The organism is Pseudomonas sp. Irchel 3F3, from assembly GCF_900187545.1.
GTDB lineage: Bacteria > Pseudomonadota > Gammaproteobacteria > Pseudomonadales > Pseudomonadaceae > Aquipseudomonas > Aquipseudomonas fortuita.
This window is the reverse complement of record NZ_FYDS01000002.1, coordinates 416,952-434,468: the sequence shown is the minus strand read 5'-3', so window position 1 is coordinate 434,468 and position 17,517 is coordinate 416,952. Positions and strand designations below refer to the sequence as shown.

Sequence of the window (17,517 nt, the reverse complement as noted above, 5' to 3'; positions counted from 1 at the left end):
CGTGGATAATTATTCTACCGTGGACATATATTCCATAAGGAGCGCAGCATGCCAGCCTCTACTGCTTCACCGACTGCCGCCAATGCCGTTGACCTCGATGCACTGTACACGTCTATTGAGGAAGCCCACAGCGCACTGCGCCCCGCGGTCAGTATCACACCCCTCAGTCACAGCGCGCGGTTGTCGGCACTGACCGGCTGCGAAGTCCTGCTCAAATGCGAGCACCTGCAACACACCGGCTCGTTCAAGTTCCGCGGCGCCAGCAACAAGATCCGCCTGCTGCCGGTTGATGTGCGCAAGCATGGGGTTATCGCTGCCTCGTCCGGCAACCATGGGCAGGCGCTCGCACTAGCCGGCAAAACGGCAGGTGTGCCAGTGACTGTGTACACCGCCACTTCGGCTTCGCCATACAAAATCGAGGCGATGCGCACCCTAGGCGCCGAAGTGCTTTGCCTGCCTACGGACCCACTGGGTGCAGAGCTGGAAGCCGCCAGGCAAGCCAAGGCTCAGGGTGTACCGTTCGTGTCGCCCTACAACGACCTGCAAGTCATTGCCGGTCAAGGCACCATCGGCATGGAATTGTTCGAGCAGGCACCAGACCTGGACGCAGTGTTCGTCGCCGTAGGCGGTGGCGGGATGATTGCCGGCATAGGTGCCGCCCTGCGCAAGCTCAACCCGGGCACCGAGATCATTGGCTGCTGGCCGGCCAATGACCCTGCCCTGGCGCAGTCCATCAAGGCCGGTGAAATTGTCGAGGTCGACGCCCTGGAAACGCTGTCGGACGGCACGGCTGGCGGCGTCGAGCCGGGCGCCATCACCTTGCCGCTGTGCCAGGCGCTGGTCACCGATACCGTGCTGGTCAGCGAGGACGAAATCCGCGCCGCCATGCGCGATATCGCCAGCAGTGAACGCTGGATCATCGAAGGTGCTGCAGCCGTCGCGGTTGCCGGCATGCAAAAGCTCGCCAAGCGCTACCAGGGCAAGCGTGTCGCCGTGATCCTGTGCGGCCGTAACATCCTGCTGGAAAAGTTCCTGGAGGCCGTTCGATGAAGGTTTTCAGCAAGGCGCAGATCGTCGCCAGCTTCAACCCGGCGCTGGCGGTAAGCAGGCTGGAGGAAGGCTTTATCGCCTACTCCGAAGGCGCGGTACAGGTGCCGCCCGTGCAGGCCTTTGCATTTACAGGGGCGAACGGTGACTGCTGTGTGAAATCGGCCTATATCGAGGGCAGCCCGACCTTCACGGTCAAGCTTTCAACCGGTTTTTATGACAACCCTGCCAAAGGCCTGCCGAGCAACGATGGCCTGATGCTGGTGCTGTCTGCGCTCACTGGGCAACCGCTGGCGCTGCTGCAGGACCAAGGCTGGCTGACCGGCATGCGCACCGCCCTGGCCGGGCGTATTGCTGCCAGGCTGCTGGCGCCGGACCAGGTCAAGGCCATTGGCATCCTCGGTACCGGCATGCAGGCGCAGATGCAGCTTGAACAGCTGCGCGCCGTTACCGATTGCCGCCAGGTAGTTGTCTGGGGCCGTCATGAAAGCGGGCTTGCGGCCTATGCGACATTTGCCCGTGAACTGGGCTTCGAGGTTCGCAGCACGCAGGATGCGGCAGAAGTTGCGGGCGCTGCAAACCTGATTGTCTGCACCACCCCTTCCCGCCAGCCGCTGTTACACAGCGAGTGGGTCCAGCCGGGCACGCATATCACTGCCGTCGGCGCCGATGCACCTGGCAAGCAGGAACTGGACCCGGCACTGGTGGCCAGGGCGGACCGTATCATCGTCGACTCGGTCGCCCAGTGCAGCCAGTACGGCGAAGTGGCCCACGCGCTCGACAGTGGCCGGATAAAGGCGAACCAGCTGATCGAACTGGGGGCACTGCTGGCCGGGCGTGCCAAGGGGCGCGAGCACGACGGCCAGATCACCCTGGCAGACCTGACCGGCGTGGCAGTGCAGGACACGCAAGTCGCAAGCTGCGCCCTCGCTGCATTGGGCACCTGAAGCGACAGCGAAGTCAGAGCAGACGCTGCACCTGGGCCGGCGTACGCTGCATCAGCACCTTGCCATTGCGTACCGACACCAGGGCATGTCCCTGGGTGCGCACCATTTCGTAGTCGTCAGGCGCCGACAGCAGCAACAGGTTCGCCGGCCGCCCCACTTCGATGCCGTAGCGCTCGCCCAGGTTCAAGGTGCGGGCGCTGTTATCGGTGATCAGGTCAAGGCAACGCTGAAGGTCTTCGTAACCAAGCATGTGGCAGATGTGCAGGCCGGCCTCAAGAATGCGCAGGATGTTGCCGTTGCCCAGCGGGTACCACGGGTCGACGATGGAGTCCTGGCCAAAGCACACGTTCATGCCGGCACGGTCAAGTTCGGCAACACGGGTGACACCCCGGCGCTTGGGGTAGTTGTCAAAGCGTCCCTGCAGGTGAATGCTTTCGGTCGGGCACGACACGAAGTTGATACCCGACAACTTGAGCAGGCGGAACAGCTTGTAGCAGTAGGCATTGTCATACGAGCCCATGGCCACGGTATGGCTGGCCGTCACCCGGGCCCCCATGCCGCGCACCCGGGCCTCTTCGGCCAGCACTTCGAGGAAGCGTGACTGCGGGTCGTCGGTCTCATCGCAGTGCACGTCCACCAGGCAACCGGTGCGCTCGGCCAGGTCCATCAAAAACTTCACCGACGACACGCCCTGGTCGCGGGTGTTCTCGAAATGGGGAATGCCGCCGACCACATCGGCGCCAATCGCCACTGCTTCGGTCATCAGCGCCCGGCCGTTGGCGTAGGACTCGATGCCTTCCTGCGGGAAGGCGACAATCTGCAAGTCGACCAGCTCGCGTACTTCGTCACGCACCTCGACCATGGCCTTGAGTGCGGTAAGTTGCGGGTCGGTGACATCGACATGGGTGCGCACATGCTGGATACCGTGGTCCACCAGCATGCCGATGGTTTTTTTCGCACGGGTCTTGATGTCATCGTGGGTGGTGAGCTCCTTGCGCTCGGCCCAGCACTCGATGCCTTCGAACAGGGTGCCGCTCATGTTCCACCTGGGTTCGCCGGCCGTTAGGGTCGCGTCCAGGTGGATGTGCGGCTCGACAAAAGGCGCCACCACCAGATTTTGCCCAGCGTCCAGGTCATCGCCAGCGCCAGGTGCTTGCACCCCGCCCTGGGGCGTGATGGCGGCAATGCGCTCGCCGTTCAGTTCGATGCGGAACAGGCCAGGCTTGCCGCGCAGGCGTGCGTTGAGGATGTTCATGCTGTTACTCCTTGCCGTGGGCTTCGCTCATGCGCCATACCAGCATGGCGACCGAAGCATTCATGCGAAAAAGCGGGTCGTCGATGGACTGCCCGCTCAGTTGTTCGATGCGCTGGATGCGCTGATTAATGGTGTTGCGGTGCAGCCCCAGGCGCTGCGCGGCCTTGAGCCCGTTGCCGTTCTCCATGAGCAAGGCGTCGAGGGTGTGCACCAGGGCGTTGGCCTGCTTGCGCCCAGGGGCGATCAACGGGCCGAGCGTACGGCTGACGAAGTCGTCGATCAGCGAGCGGTCGACGATGCCTTGCAGCAGGCGCAGCACCCCCAGTTCGCTGAAGTTGCAATAGCCGTTGGCCGGGCGCAAGTGCTGCGCTACGTCCAAGGCCTGGCGCGCCTCATTGAGGGCCTGACGGTAGTGCGCACAGTCGTCGGCGAGGCTCGACAAGCCCATGTGCAGGCTCAGTTCACCCGTCACTGCCTGCAACTGCCGATAAAGCCCAGCCAAGGTCTCGGGCAAGTCGTGCGCATCGGCCAGCAGTACCACGAACAGATCACCCGGCAGCTGTGCCATCACGCTCCCTGCCCGTTGGCGGCACCAGGCTTGCAGCTGATCTTCCAATGCCTGGCGGGTAGCTTGCCAGGTCCGCTCGCCGTGGCTCAGCCCGTGGCGCTCGAACAAACCATCCACGCCCGCCAGGCGCAAAGCCAGCAAGCGCCGCGGCTCATCCAGTGCCAGTTGCAGATGCGTTGCCCGTTGCCGGGCAATGGCCAGGCTCGGGTAGTCGCCAGTCAGCAGCTGGCCGAGGATATCGTGACGCGAGCGACGTACTTGGCTCATCTGCACCAAGGCCGTGCCGATCAGGTGGGTGACCACGACCATCTTCAGCGCATAGGGCTGCTCGATCAGCGGCAGGCCAAGTTGTTCGGCACGCGCGATGACAGCCGCAGGGACGCACTGGATAAAGCTGCCGCCAGTGAGGATGACCATGCCGGCGATGCCCACTGCGGCACCATCTTCCACCAGGCTGAGGAGGTTGGCCTCGCCGCGCGGGTGGTTGATGCCAGTGACGAACACCAGCTCACCGCCCATTACCCATTCGGCGATACCTTCGTTTTCCGCCACATAGGGCCAGCGTACCCGCCGTTGCAGGTTGCGCGCCCCGGCCAGCACGCGCATATCGTGCAGGCCGGGCAAATGCAGAATCTCGTCCAGCGCCAGGCTCACGGCTCGACACCCGCCTGACCCGGAGCCCGGCGGCGTGCGCCAAGTTCGAGGATGACGATGTAGCACAGGGCCGAGGCGCCGATACCCACCAGTGGAGCGACCCACGGCGAGGCGTACGCCAGTACCGCGCCCACGGCATAGGCAAACAGCCCGGTGAGGTTGTAACGTGGCAGGCTTGCCATGCCCAGTGCCGGGTACTTGCCGCGGTGGCGATACCAGAAATCAGCCATGATCACCCCGCCCACCGGTGGAATGATCGAGCCCAGCAGCACCAGGAACGGGATCAGCATTTCGTACATGCCACCCATCGCCAGCACAATGCCAACCCCCGCCGCCACCAGCGTTGCCGTGCGCCGGCGCTCGCTGCGCAACAAATGGCAGGCGGCCGCGGACACGTTGTAGATGGTCGGCCCCTGGATGGTCCACAGGTTCAGGCATAGCATCACCACCGCTGCGAACGACAAACCCTGCAGCATCATTACCTCGACGATATCGGCCTGTTGGTAAACCATCGCGCACCAGGCACCGGCCACCACCATCAGGCCGTTGCCAAGGAGAAATGCCACCACGCTGGCGGTCACCGCCACCCGGCCGCTGCGCGACAGCCGTGTCCAGTTGGTGGCCTGGGTGGCACCACTGGCGAAGGTGCCGAAGACCATGGTCACCGCTGCCGAAAAGGTCATGGTTTCGTGCGGTACCACTGCGGCCAGGCCGGCAAAGCCGCCAACATCGCGGGTGGCAATGTACATCGACACCAGCAGCAGCACGAACATCAATGGCACCGATACTCGCGACAGCACGTCCAGCCCCTTGAAGCCGATGATGGCAGTAATGCTAAAGCCCAGGCCAAACAGCACCATCAACGGTACGCTGAAACCTTCCGCCAGCCCCAACAGTTTGACCAGCACGATGGCCACGGTGGCTGTGCCCCAGGCGTACCAGCCAAGTTCAGCGAAACCCAGCAGAAAGTCCGAAAGCCGACTGCCAGCTTCGCCAAAACAGAAACGCCCCATCAACACGGTGTTCAGCCCGCTGCGCGAGGCGATGAATGCCAACGCAGCGGCATACAAGGCCAGCAGGCTGTTGCCGAGGGCGGCTACCCACAACATGTCGACAAAATTGAAGGCCATGCCCAGCTTGCCGCCGGCGAACATCGTGCCGGTGAAAAAGGTAAAGCTGAACAGGACCATGGCAATCGGCAGCAGGCCTTTGCGGGCAGACTGCGGGGCTTCGCTGAGGGGGAATTCGCTGGGTGAGCTCATTGCACGGGGCTCCGGGTAGTAGTTGGGAGCTGGAAGAGCAATATGCGGGCCGCTTTTTCGAGCCCCGATACCCGTGATCAAATCGGGCAAGCAGCCCAGACATCAATGTGCACTGTGAACAGTAAAGTCGCTTTTATGCGCTGTGAAAGTGTGCCGGACGACTTATTTTGAGGCATTCATGCACCAAAGCGGGCTTGGGCTGGGTAGGATTCACCCAGTCGACCAAGCACTTTTGGGCTGCTGCGCAGCCCATCGCCGGCAAGCCAGGCTTCCACAGGTACGGTACAACCCTTCGAGCATTGCGCGGTCTCTGTGGGAGCCCGGCTTGCCGGCGATGGGGCGCAAAGCGGCCCCGGGGGGCTACGCCACCCCGTCCAGCCCCATCTGCCAGAAGTCCGCCTCCAGGCTGGACGCCTGGCCAAAAATTCCCACCAAATCGGCAAACCGCTGCTCGGTCATGCTCCGCGCCGCCAGCTCATCCAGGTGTTTGCGCGCTGCCGCCGCCACCCCCTGGTAGCCTTCCCCGGCATACTCGCCAATCCACTCGCGGTACGGGTGGTTGCTCAAATCACCAATCTGCTCGGCCAGGGTCCGGCCTATTTCGGCATAGCCAATCACGCAAGGTGCCAGTGCCACGTGCAGCTCCAGCAGGTCGCCGGCAGCGCCGCAGTCCAGCACGTAGCGGGTGTATGCCACCGTGGCCTGGTGTTCTGGCGCGGCCTCAATGTCGGCCTGGGTCAGCCCCCACCGGGCGCACAGACGCACGTGCAGTTCGGTTTCATCCAGAATTGCCGCCAACCCGGCCTGCGCGGCGCGGATGTCGTCCGGCCGGCGGCTCTTGTAGGCCGCCAGTGCCCAGGCGCGGGCGAACTGGATCAGGAACAGGTAATCCTGCACCAGGTACGTCCGGAACGCGGCCTCGCTCAGCGTGCCCTCTCCCATCTGCCGCACGAAATCATGGTCTACGTAACGGCGCCACTGTTGCGTGGCTGCGGCCTTGAGGCGATCGAAGATATCCATGCTCATTTGCTCTGCGGGTAGATGGCATCGAAGAAGGCCAGTTCCAACGCAACCGTGCGCTGGTAGAAGTCACTGGCCAGTGCGGCGTGCTGCGGGCCGACACGGTCCAGTTCGGCCTGCAGGAAGGCAACGAAGGCCTGGAATGCCGGGTTGTCGTGCAGGGTGATCCATTCGGCATGGACGAAGTTCTGCGGCATGGGTTTCGGCGCTTTCAGCGCCCAGTCCAGGTACAGGCCTTCGGCAACGTTGAGTACCGCCAGCGCTGCTGCATAGGAGCGGGTGGCTGCCGCTTCGCGCATGATGGCCTTGAACCCTGCGGTGGGCGCCGTATCGGCCGGCTCACTACGTTGCGCCGGGCTTACATCCAGCGCCTCGAAGGCCCGCAGGAAGTAGGTGTTTTCATCGCTGGAAATCATCCCGGCAAAGCGGCCGAAGCGCAGGCGCGCCTCGAATGTATCGGCGGTGGCGATGGCTGCGCCCAGCAGGGTCAGGAAGCTGTCGAGAAAGCGATGGTCCTGCACCAGATAGTCGACCATGATCGGGTCCGGCAGGCTGCCGTCGCACAATTGGGTCACGAAACGGTGGCCAACGGCCGCCGACCAGGTTGGTTCGCTCTGGCGGCGCAGTGACTGGCTGAAACGTTCGGTCATGATGCTGTCCTTGATGAAGGTGACAGCGAGACCTTGGCAGTTGACATGGACGGGCCTCGCAGTGAGGCCGGCAAAAAGGCAGGTTACAAGCCCCATCCCTTCGCCGGCATGATCCGGATCAGGTTCGAAGGGTCACCGCGCTGCAGCGTTCAGCGGTTTCTCAGCCCTTTGCCGGGCTCCCCTTGGTAGCCCACACATATACCGCAGCGCGCCGGGTGTGTCACGCCCCAATCCACCCATCCAGTGGGCATTGGGTCCCCGCCAGTGGGGACTTATACCCATTCTTGACGCCCCGTCATTTAGCGCACCTCAGGTGCCACAAGGATTTGTTTAACAAAGCATTACTGAAACAGTTGTTGGCACAGCCGTTGCTCAGGGCCTTTTATCGGGCAAAACGCCATTGATGGCTTAGAGCCATGCAGCCGCGAGCGAGGCACAAGGCAATGAAAACACATGCCGTGATCCACCCTGTTAGGTACGCATTCCAGCTTTCTTCAGTCACTGCGCTGATGGTCAGCCTCGGGCTGATCACGGTCATGGCCTCGCCCCTTGACGACAACAGTCAGCCGCCGCCGACCGATCCATCGGCCTACACCGAGCAACCGGCTGACCCGACTCCGGCCTTGCTCAACCTCAGTACCTTGCCCGAAGCCAACGAAGGCGCGCTGGAGCTGGTCGATGGCGCGCACGGCGACCGCGATACAGTGCGGATAGACAACGTGCTGCCGCCTGCACTGCAAACCTCGGACAGGTACCCCACCAACGGCAAACCCAGCCCACTGTTCGGAGCCCAACCCTTCACCCAGCAATTGTTGCTGTTCGAAGAATTCGGGCCAGAGAAGCTCGACCCGACCACGCCGGCGCCGGCGCCGGAGCTTACCTTTCCCGTCCCCACCCTCGGCGCGGCCCCGGCGCAGGACCCCAACGTCGTCGCGCGCAGCGGGCCAAGTGGTACGGCCCTGGAAGCGTTCCTCAAGCAGCCCGGCCTGTATCCGTACCCGAGCCAGTACGCCAATGTGCTGGACCGCAACCCCTGGAAGGCGCAGATCGAAATGTTCCTCAACCGCCAGCCGGTCGGCTCGCCTGCTGAAGGCCGGCCACCAGGAAAAGCCTGGTCGCACCAGCGTTGGAACGAGTTCTACCCGCAGGCGGCGTTCAAGACCGCCCAGGCCGGGGCGCGTATCAACCTCGGTCTGCGTGATCGCAAACAGCTGCATAACTATGCGTCTGGCGAGTTTGCACCCGGCGGCCTGTACTACCAGACCTCCGACATCCCCACTACGCTGGGCACCACCAAGGGCATTGACACGCGCTTTCACCCGAATATGCCCTTGCAGAACCACAAATCACTGTGGACATTCGACGGCACCTTCCCGCCCAAACTGCTGATGGTACGTTACGGCCAGCCGATCCTGATGCGCCATTACAACGCCTTGCCCATCGACCCCTCGGCCAACGGTGGCTTTGGCCTGCACACCATCTCGACGCACGAGCACAATGGCCACTCCCCGGCAGAGAGCGATGGCTTCGCCAACGCCTACTTCTTCCCGGGGCAGTACTACGACTACCGCTGGCCAGTGCAACTGGCCGGCTACGACACCATCAACACCCGTGCCCAGGATCCGCGGGCAGCCTTCCCCTGCTCACCGGGCGAAACCCTGTTCGTCAACGACGGCACGCCGGGCCTGAAAGCCTGCCAGAACGGCAGCATCAAGATTCGCGGCGACTGGCGTGAAACCATGAGCACCCACTGGTTCCACGACCACATGATGGATTTCACGGCACAGAACGTCTACAAGGGCAACGCCGTGATGATGAACTACTACAGCGCCCTGGACCGCGGTAACGAGGCGCTGCAGGATGGCGTCAACCTGCGCTTCCCCAGTGGCTCCGGCATGCCATGGGGTAACCGTGACTACGACGTCAACCTGGTGATTGCCGACAAGGCCTGGGATGCCAACGGCCAGCTGTGGTTCAACCCGTTCAACACCGATGGCTTCCTCGGTGACCAGATTCTGGTCAACTGGCAGTACCAGCCCAGGCTCAAGGTGCGGGCGCGCAGCTACCGCTTCCGCATCCTCAACGGCTCGGTGTCGCGCTATTTCAAGTTTGCCGTGGTGCGGGAAATTGCCGGTACCAGTGGGGAGTTCAAAGGCCCCTCCGGCTCCAACCTGTCGTATGCCCGGGTGCCGTTCCACATGATCGCCAACGACGGCAACATCATGGAACACGCCGTGCCCTTCGACGGGACCATGGACCTGAACGGCGACGGCAACCTGCAGGACAACCATGGCATCCTGCCGCTGCAAGGCATCGCCGAGCGCTACGACATCATCATCAACTTTGCCAAGAATGGCATCAAGGCAGGCGACAAGCTGTACTTCGTCAACCTGGAAGAGCATCGCACCGGCAAGGGCCCGGAAGGTACGATTTCGCTGGCCGACGTGCTGTCGGAAAAGTACAAAGCCGTGATCAAGCAGACCAACAAAGGCCCGCAGTGGGACAAAGGCGACCCAGCAGTCGGCAAGTTTCTGCAACTGCTGGTGCAGCCCTACACCGGCCAGGACCTGAGCATGGACCCGGTGGCCTACGAGCCCGCCAAGCCAGGTAAGGCCGCAGGCCTGAAAATGCTGCCACTGCCCATTGACCGCAACGCCGCGACCGACCAGGCCAGACTCAAGGATGCCCGCCACCGCGCGTTCATCTTTGGCCGCTCCGACGGTACCGACACCAGCCCGTGGACCATCAAGACCGATGGCGGCTTCGGTTACAGCATGGACCCACGACGCATCAGTGCGGCACCGCAACTGGCCAACCAGTCCACCGACGGTGGGTTCAGCGGCGACGGCACCCTGGAGGTGTGGAAAATCGTCAACGGCGGCAATGGCTGGAGCCACCCGGTGCACGTGCATTTCGAGGAAGGCGTGATTCTTAGCCGCGACGGCAAGGCGCCACCGGAATGGGAAAAATGGGCGCGCAAAGACGTGTACCGGATCGGGCCAGAAGCCGATTCTTCGGGAGAGGTGGAAATGGCCATCCGCTTCCGCGAGTTCGCCGGCACCTACATGGAGCACTGCCACAACACCCAGCATGAGGACTCGTCCATGCTACTGCGCTGGGACATTGAGCACCCGGGGCAGTTCCAGGTGATGCCAACCCCGCTGCCAGGCTGGGATGGCGTGCAATACATGGCTTCGGTCGGCCTGCCGACCTTCCGTACCAAAGGCCATGACGACACCGATGACCCGGCCAACAAGCCCCCCGTCGCAGCCAATGACAGTGCAGCGACTACCGCTGGCAAACCTATCACCCTGAACGTGCTCGCCAACGACTCCGACCCGGACGGCAACGTACCGCTGACCGTGACCGGTCTCACCCAGCCGGACTCCGGTCAGGGTACCGTCAGCACCGACGGCACCCTGGTGAATTACACCCCACCTGCCACGTTCGCCACACCGTTCACTGCCAGCTTCAACTACACGGCGCGCGATGCCAAGGGGGCCGAGTCGTTGACCCCGGCCACAGTCAGCATCGCTGTGACTGCGGCGGCGGCGGTCGACCAGATCCAGGTCAGCAGTGCCACGGTGCAGGTGCGCAGTGGCAACCGCTTCACCTGGGATGTGCAGGGGACGACCACGGTCGCCACGGGCAACAGCATCAGTGTGACTGCGGCAACCACCGGCGGCCCGGTAAGCCTGGGCAACGCCACGCTGACGGCCGCGACTACGGGCGCCCGCTGGCGGGTGTCTGTGACCACTACCGGCTTTGGCCCGGCCACACCCGCGACAGTTACCGTGAAATCGACGCTGGGGCAAACGGTGACAGCGCCAGTCAAATACCAGTGAGTGCAATGCAGGGGTCGCTGTGCGGCCCCTTTTACCCAACAACGAGGATCGCATCATGCCCGGCTCATGGCGTTTCCTGCTGGTGCTCGCGGTATTTGCCGCCAGCATTCCGTTATGGCCACTGCAGCCGCAACAACCGTTGGCCGAAGAAACCGCAAGCCCTTGGGGCGCCGGCTACTTACCGAATATCCCGCTGCTTACCCAGGACGGCGAGAAGGTGCATTTCTTCGACGACCTGATCAAGGACAAGGTAGTCGCCATCAACTTCATCTTCACCGGCTGCTCCGACTCCTGCCCGGTGGAAACTGCGCGCTTGCGCCAGGTGCAGAAGATTCTGGGGGACCGGGTCGGCAAGGACATTTACTTCTATTCCATCAGCATCGACCCCTACAACGACACCCCAGCTACCCTCAAGCGCTACGCCGAAAAATTCGGCATCGGCCCTGGCTGGACGCTGCTCACCGGCGAGCCCGACGACATCGAGCAATTGCGCCGTAGCCTGGGGCTGTGGATCGAAGGCCTGGAAAACGGCCGTTCCAGAGACCACAACCTGAGCCTTATCATCGGCAACCAGGCCACCGGCCGCTGGATGAAAGCCTCGCCCTTCGAAAGCCCGTACATTCTCGCGGACCGGCTGGGCAACAGCCTGCACAACTGGAAGCAGGCCAGCGCCATGAGCAATGACTACGCCCAGGCCCCCGAGATACGGCCACCCAGCAGTGGTGAGCAAATCTTCCGCACCCGCTGCTCCTCCTGCCATACCCTGGGCAACACCGAGCCAGGGCAGCCCGGTATTGGCCCGGACCTGCTGGGGGTGACCCGACAGCGTGACGCCAGCTGGCTGACCCGCTGGTTGAAGGCGCCCGACCAGATGCTCGCAGAGAAAGACCCCTTGGCCATGCTGCTGTACGAGCAGTACAACCGGCTGGCCATGCCCAACATGCGCCTGGGCGATGCCGAAATCAGCGCACTGATGAGCTACATCGAGGAAGAAACCGCACGCCTGCAGGCGCCCCTGGCACATACAGGAAACCCTTAAAGGCAATTAGCCATTAGTCATCAACCTGTCACCTCCTTGTCGTATTTTTGGAGCATCACCCAGGGTCGGGAACTATCAGCAGTGATACGCCGTTCGCTTTCCTCCGCCAGCCTCCTGCGACTGCTGATCTTGATGCTGTGTGCCGCCACCCTCGCCTTTCTGTGGGGGCTGCACATGACGCAGAAAGCCGCTGCCCGCCAGGACGCGTTGTCGGCCAAGGCCGCCGAGCACTTGAACCTGGCCAGTATCGTGGGCGAAAGCCTGCGCCAGTTGGTCGACCGCGCCCAGGCCGTTGGCCGGGTCACCCAGGACGACATGAAAGTGCTGCGCCAGGGCAATTTCAGCCTGGCGCGGATACTGGCCGAAGACCCGGTGTTCAAGCGCATGAGCCTTTACGACCGGCAAGGCCGGCTGTTGTCAGCCAGCCATACCGACGAAGCCACCGCGCTGCCCGAGGATTGGTTACGCCAGCTGCAAAGGCACGTAGCCCGTTATGGATTCAAGCCCTTTCTACCCAACGTGCAGCCGCCGGGCCAGCAGGCCGCCCTGCCCGACTGGCGGCTGCCCTTTCTGCTGCCGTTGACCGACCTGCCCGGCCGCGAAATCGAAAACATCCTGGTTGTCCAACTGGACATCGGCTACCTGGCGGTGCTGTTTCAGCATATCGATCTGGGTAGCAGCGGGCTGGTGCGCCTGCTGCAGGATGACGGCCTGGAGCGGCTGCGCATAGACACCAGCGGCGTGGTGGGCGCCGGCGATGTGTTGCTGCCAGAACTGCCAGATACCGGTAGCAACACTGGCCTGCTCACCCAATACGCGGCCGGCGGTGCGTACCAGAGCCTCTACCGACATGTGCCAGAGCGCGGGTTCAGCGTAGTGGTCAGCCAGCGCCAGGAGGACATCCTCGCACCTTCGGCCCTGGCCTATTTCCGACAATTCTGGTTGAACCTGAGCATGACGCTGATGATCATCGCCAGCCTGCTATGGACCTTGCGTCTTTTGCGCAAGCGCCAGGAGGCCTTCAGCGCACTGGAGCATGCCCAGCAGGTAAACCAGCAACTTATCGGCCGTCTTGAGGACGAACACCGGCGCAGCAGCCATGCCGCCGCCACCGACCACCTCAGCGGGCTGCACAACCGCCGCCAGTTCGTCGAGGTGGCCGGCCAGGCGCTGACCCGCCAGCGTGGCAAGCGCCAGTTGATGGCGATCCTGTTCATCGACATGGACCGCTTCAAGTCGATCAACGATTCGCTCGGGCACAAGATCGGCGACCTCCTGCTACAGGCCGTGGCCGGGCGCATCCAGCGTTTGCTGGAGCCCGGCGACGAGGCTTCGCGCTTTGGCGGCGACGAATTTGTGGTGTTGCTGGCGGGCGAACGCAGCGAAGACCAGATCAATGCCTGGGTCCGTGAGCTGGTCCAGCGGTTGTCGGCCACCTATGCCCTTGACGGCCAGGAGGTCAACACCAGCCCAAGCGTGGGCGTGAGCATCTGCCCGCGCGATGGCCAGGACATCGACAGCTTGATCCGCAGTGCCGACGCCGCGATGTATTCAGCCAAACAGGCCGGTCGGGCCCAGTACCGCTTCTTCGACGCCTCGCTGAACCTGGCCGACATCCAGGCCTTCACCCTCGAACAGGCGTTCGGCAGCGCCTTGGCCGAGCGCCGATTCGTGCTGCACTACCAGCCGCAAATCCGCCTCGACACCCAACAGGTACTGGGCTATGAAGCGCTGGTGCGTTGGGACCACCCCGAATTTGGCCTGCTGTACCCGGACCGCTTCATCGACCTGGCAGAGCGCAGCGGCTTTATTGTCGAGCTGGGCTGGGAGGTGTTGCGCCTGGCCTGTGAGGCTTTGGCGGGCTGGGACGCCCAAGGCCGGGGAACGCGACTGACCGTCAATGTATCCGCCCTGCAACTGCGCCAAGGCGATTTCGCTTCGCGGCTGCTGAGCGAACTGCAACGGTATGCCATTGCCCCGCAGCGGCTGGAGCTGGAAATTACCGAAACCACCATTCTCGACCCCGAAGGTACGGCCGTGGCGCACCTTCACAGACTGCGCGGCGCGGGCCTGGGCATCAGCCTGGATGACTTCGGCCGCGGCTACGCCGGCTTCGCCCATCTGCATTCGCTGCCATTGAGCAAGCTGAAGATCGATCGATCGCTGATCGCGCCACTGTCCAACAGCCCTGATGACAGCCCGATCGTGTCCTCCACCATCATCCTGGCCAAGCGCCTGGGCCTGGAAGTGGTCGCCGAAGGCGTAGAAACCCGCGAACAGGTGGTGTGCCTCAAGCTCGCCGGTTGTGATATCGCCCAGGGTTACCACTTCAGTCGGCCACTGTCGCCGGCGCAGTTGCACGAATATCCGCCTTTCAATGGCTTCGAGGAGAAAGCATGCGTGTAATGCGCACACCGGCGCTGACCCGCAGTGCTGGCCAGGCCGACTATGGTTGCCCCACTGACCCCAGCTGACGCGTTGCGCCTACAGAAACCGCGCTGGCATGCAATATCCCTTGATTCGGTTTATCGTGTACCCATCACCCACCGACACCCGCACCATGACCGATATCGAGCGCTACCTTCGCGCCGCCACCCGTGACAACACCCGGCGCAGCTACCAGGCTGCCATCGAACACTTTGAATCCCACTGGGGCGGTTTTCTGCCGGCCACCGCCGAGAGTATTGCCCGCTACCTGGTCGACCACGCCGACCAGCATGCTGTCAGCACCCTGCGCCAGCGCCTGGCTGCGCTCAGCCAATGGCACGTCGCCCAAGGCTTCCCCGACCCGACCAAGGCGCCGCTGGTGCGCCAGGTGCTCCGCGGTATCCGCACCCTGCACCCGACGCCGCCCAAGCAGGCAGCCCCGCTGTTGTTGCAGCACCTGCAAACTGCGGTGACCTGTTTCGAAGAGGAGGCCCGCCAGGCACGTGAACATCACGACCTGGCCGCCCTGCGCCGGGCCCGCCGTGACAGTGCGCTGCTGTTGCTGGGTTTCTGGCGTGGCTTTCGCGGTGATGAACTGGCGCGCCTGCGCATCGAGCATATCCAGGCTGAAGCCGGTGTCGGTATCACGTTGTTCCTGCCGCGCAGCAAGGGCGACCGAGAAGCCCTGGGCGTGCAACATCGCACCCCTGCCCTGAAAGCCTTGTGCCCGGTCACGGCCTACCTGCAATGGCTGGAGGTCGCCGGCATTGCCCATGGGCCGGTGTTCCGCAAGCTCGACCGCTGGGGCAACCTCGGTGACAGCGCGCTCAACAGCAACAGCCTGGTCGGCCTGCTGCGGCGCATGCTGGAGCGTGCCGGGGTTCCGGCGGCATTGTATACCGGCCACTCGTTACGGCGTGGCTTCGCCACCTGGGCAACCGCCAATGGCTGGGAACTGAAGTCGCTGATGAGCTATGTGGGTTGGAAAGACGCCAAGTCGGCCTTGCGCTATATCGACTCGGCCCAGCGCTTTGGCGAATTGGCCGTTTTACCGGCCAGCCAGACGCCACGGCTTATTCCTTGAAGCTGTGCCGGGCAACGCCGCCAGTTTCCGGGCGAATGGCATACAGGTCGCCCGCATCGGGATAATGGTGCAGTTCTTCGGGGTTCATGTCGAATCGCGCGGTACTGATGTACAAGGTGTTCAAACCGGGCCCGCCAAAGCAGCAACTGGTGGGGCATGGCACCGGCATCAACACCTGGTCGGTCAGGTGGCCGTGGCGGTCATAACGCAGCAGGCAGCTGCCATGGTACTGGCACACCCACAGCCCGCCTTCGCGGTCCAGGGCCAGACCATCCGGCCGCCCCAGTTCGGCCGGGGTTTCGGCAAACAGCGTGACCGCGCCAAGCCGGCCTTCGACGAGGTACTCGGCGCGGTAGATGGCACGCGCCGCCGAATCGACGAAGTACACCGTATGGCCGTCCTGCGACCAGGCCAGGCCAGTGGGCAACGCCATGTCGTCATGGATCACCTGGTCGCTCAACTGCCCGTCGAAGCGGAACAGTGCCCCGGTATTGCCGCTGGGTACTTCGTCCATCAGGCCAGTTACGAAGCGGCCTTGCGGGTCGCAAGCACCGTCGTTGAAACGGTAGGTCGAACGCGGATGGACTGATGCCGAATGCTGGCTCACCTTGCGCGCCGGCACGTCGAAGATAGCCACACTGGCGTCTTCGGTAAAAATCAGGTTACCCCGGTCGGTCAACGCCAGCGCGCCAATGCGCGCGGCTGACGCGTAAAGGGTGTGGACGTCGCCATCGGCTGTCAGGCAGTTGATGCGCCCGCCAGAAATATCGACGAAGTACAACGCGCCGGTGCGCTCATCCCAGACCAGGCTTTCGCCCAGGTCCGCGCACGTGTTGGCGACTTTGACCGGCACGTAGTTGCATTCCTTGATGCGGTTCCAGCGTTCGGCCACTTGCGCGAGGTCAGCGGCCTGCACACGGCCCAGGTCCCGGGGGTAGCTGACGCCGCTGTTTTCGTTAAAGCGGGTGGCGGTGAACTGGCCGTTGCTGGCGCGCAAGATGTAGCCGGTGTCATGGCACAGCGCACTGGCCAGGTACAGCACGCCGGGCGTGACCCACTCGGGTTTCAGTTCTTCTGGCGGTTGGCTGATGCCCCACATGCGGGTTTTCGCGACCGGTGAAATGGCATTGACCAGGATGCCGTGCTCCTGGCCCTCCATGCTCAGGGCGTTCATGATGCCGACCTGGGCCATCTTGCCGGCGGCATAGGCCACCAGGCCAGGCTGCGCATAGCGCTGGTACATGGCCCGGTCCGAGGTCGTCAGCACTACCCGCGGCGCTGCGGAGCGCTTGAGGTGCGGCCAGGCATGCTTGGCCAGCCACACGGGCGCCTGCACATTGATGCCCAGCGCTCGTTGCAGAAAGGCGGCTTCCTGATCCTCGATACGCTGGTAGTCGACCCAGCCGGCATTGTGAATGAGGATATCCAGCGCACCGAAATGCTCGATAGCCAGCTCGATCAGTTGCTTGCAGGTGCCCTCGTTCTCCAGTTGGCCGGCGTGTCCAACCACAGCAAAACCTTTGCCTCGCATGGCCGTCAGTGCATGTTCGAGCGCCGAGGCGTCCTGGCCTTGCCCGGATCTGTCGGTGCCCAAATCGCTGATGACTACACGCGCGCCGCGCTCGGCCAACGCCATGGCATAGGCAAGGCCAAGGCCTTGTGCGGCACCGGTGATGACCGCAACTTTGTTATGGAAAGGCTTTGTAACGGGCATTTCAG

Annotated in this window: 12 protein-coding genes, 1 pseudogene and 1 riboswitch; of the genes and pseudogenes, 6 read left to right on the top strand and 7 right to left on the bottom strand. The window is 63.3% G+C overall.

The window, feature by feature from the left end:
• The first annotated feature begins 48 nt into the window (after positions 1-48).
• Positions 49-1,050 (top strand): threonine/serine dehydratase, encoded by a 1,002-nt coding sequence (locus tag CKW35_RS05380; protein WP_095115370.1) that lies wholly within the window; start codon positions 49-51, stop codon positions 1,048-1,050.
• Entirely contained in the window at positions 1,047-1,994 is a 948-nt protein-coding gene (locus tag CKW35_RS05375; protein WP_060517810.1) for an ornithine cyclodeaminase family protein, read from the top strand. Before CKW35_RS05380 ends, CKW35_RS05375 begins: the two co-directional genes overlap by 4 nt.
• Before the next feature lie 13 nt (positions 1,995-2,007).
• Here CKW35_RS05375 and codA read toward each other — a convergent pair whose 3' ends face one another.
• From codA to CKW35_RS05350, 5 genes are all read right to left on the bottom strand, one after another.
• Positions 2,008-3,249, bottom strand: coding sequence for a cytosine deaminase (gene codA, locus CKW35_RS05370; RefSeq protein ID WP_016487203.1), 1,242 nt, complete (start codon positions 3,247-3,249; stop codon positions 2,008-2,010).
• Between the two features lie 4 nt (positions 3,250-3,253).
• The gene (locus tag CKW35_RS05365) at positions 3,254-4,471 is read right to left on the bottom strand and encodes a PucR family transcriptional regulator (RefSeq protein WP_016487204.1); all 1,218 of its coding nucleotides are present in this window, start codon (positions 4,469-4,471) and stop codon (positions 3,254-3,256) included.
• Complete coding sequence (gene codB, locus CKW35_RS05360; protein ID WP_023047406.1) at positions 4,468-5,733, bottom strand: cytosine permease; 1,266 nt, start codon at positions 5,731-5,733, stop codon at positions 4,468-4,470. Before codB ends, CKW35_RS05365 begins: the two co-directional genes overlap by 4 nt.
• A 360-nt stretch (positions 5,734-6,093) precedes the next feature.
• Positions 6,094-6,759: a thiaminase II gene (gene tenA / locus CKW35_RS05355; RefSeq protein WP_095115368.1), complete on the bottom strand. Its 666-nt coding sequence runs from the start codon at positions 6,757-6,759 to the stop codon at positions 6,094-6,096.
• Positions 6,756-7,403: a TenA family protein gene (locus CKW35_RS05350; RefSeq protein ID WP_016487207.1), complete on the bottom strand. Its 648-nt coding sequence runs from the start codon at positions 7,401-7,403 to the stop codon at positions 6,756-6,758. The genes tenA and CKW35_RS05350 overlap by 4 nt, the downstream gene beginning before the upstream one ends.
• Positions 7,404-7,481: 78 nt before the next feature.
• Positions 7,482-7,596, bottom strand: a riboswitch (TPP riboswitch).
• Between the two features lie 250 nt (positions 7,597-7,846).
• Between CKW35_RS05350 and CKW35_RS05345 the strand changes: the two genes are divergently transcribed.
• The 4 genes from CKW35_RS05345 to CKW35_RS05330 all read left to right on the top strand — a co-directional run bounded on the left by CKW35_RS05345 (position 7,847) and on the right by CKW35_RS05330 (position 15,798).
• Positions 7,847-11,248: an Ig-like domain-containing protein gene (locus tag CKW35_RS05345; protein ID WP_095115366.1), complete on the top strand. Its 3,402-nt coding sequence runs from the start codon at positions 7,847-7,849 to the stop codon at positions 11,246-11,248.
• A gap of 55 nt (positions 11,249-11,303) precedes the next feature.
• Positions 11,304-12,287, top strand: a complete 984-nt coding sequence (locus CKW35_RS05340; RefSeq protein WP_095115364.1) for an SCO family protein — start codon at positions 11,304-11,306, stop codon at positions 12,285-12,287.
• A gap of 81 nt (positions 12,288-12,368) precedes the next feature.
• Positions 12,369-14,693, top strand: coding sequence for a bifunctional diguanylate cyclase/phosphodiesterase (locus CKW35_RS05335; RefSeq protein ID WP_095115362.1), 2,325 nt, complete (start codon positions 12,369-12,371; stop codon positions 14,691-14,693).
• Positions 14,694-14,790: 97 nt separating this feature from the next.
• The gene (locus CKW35_RS05330; RefSeq protein ID WP_080683618.1) at positions 14,791-15,798 is read left to right on the top strand and encodes a site-specific integrase; all 1,008 of its coding nucleotides are present in this window, start codon (positions 14,791-14,793) and stop codon (positions 15,796-15,798) included.
• Here the strand turns inward: CKW35_RS05330 and CKW35_RS28515 are convergent.
• Together CKW35_RS28515 and CKW35_RS28510 are read right to left on the bottom strand one after the other, a co-directional pair.
• Positions 15,788-16,897, bottom strand: coding sequence for an SMP-30/gluconolactonase/LRE family protein (locus CKW35_RS28515; protein WP_224372564.1), 1,110 nt, complete (start codon positions 16,895-16,897; stop codon positions 15,788-15,790). The genes CKW35_RS05330 and CKW35_RS28515 overlap by 11 nt on opposite strands.
• A gap of 6 nt (positions 16,898-16,903) precedes the next feature.
• Positions 16,904-17,512 (bottom strand): annotated as a pseudogene (locus CKW35_RS28510) (SDR family NAD(P)-dependent oxidoreductase); the annotation flags it as partial.
• Positions 17,513-17,517: the final 5 nt, after the last annotated feature.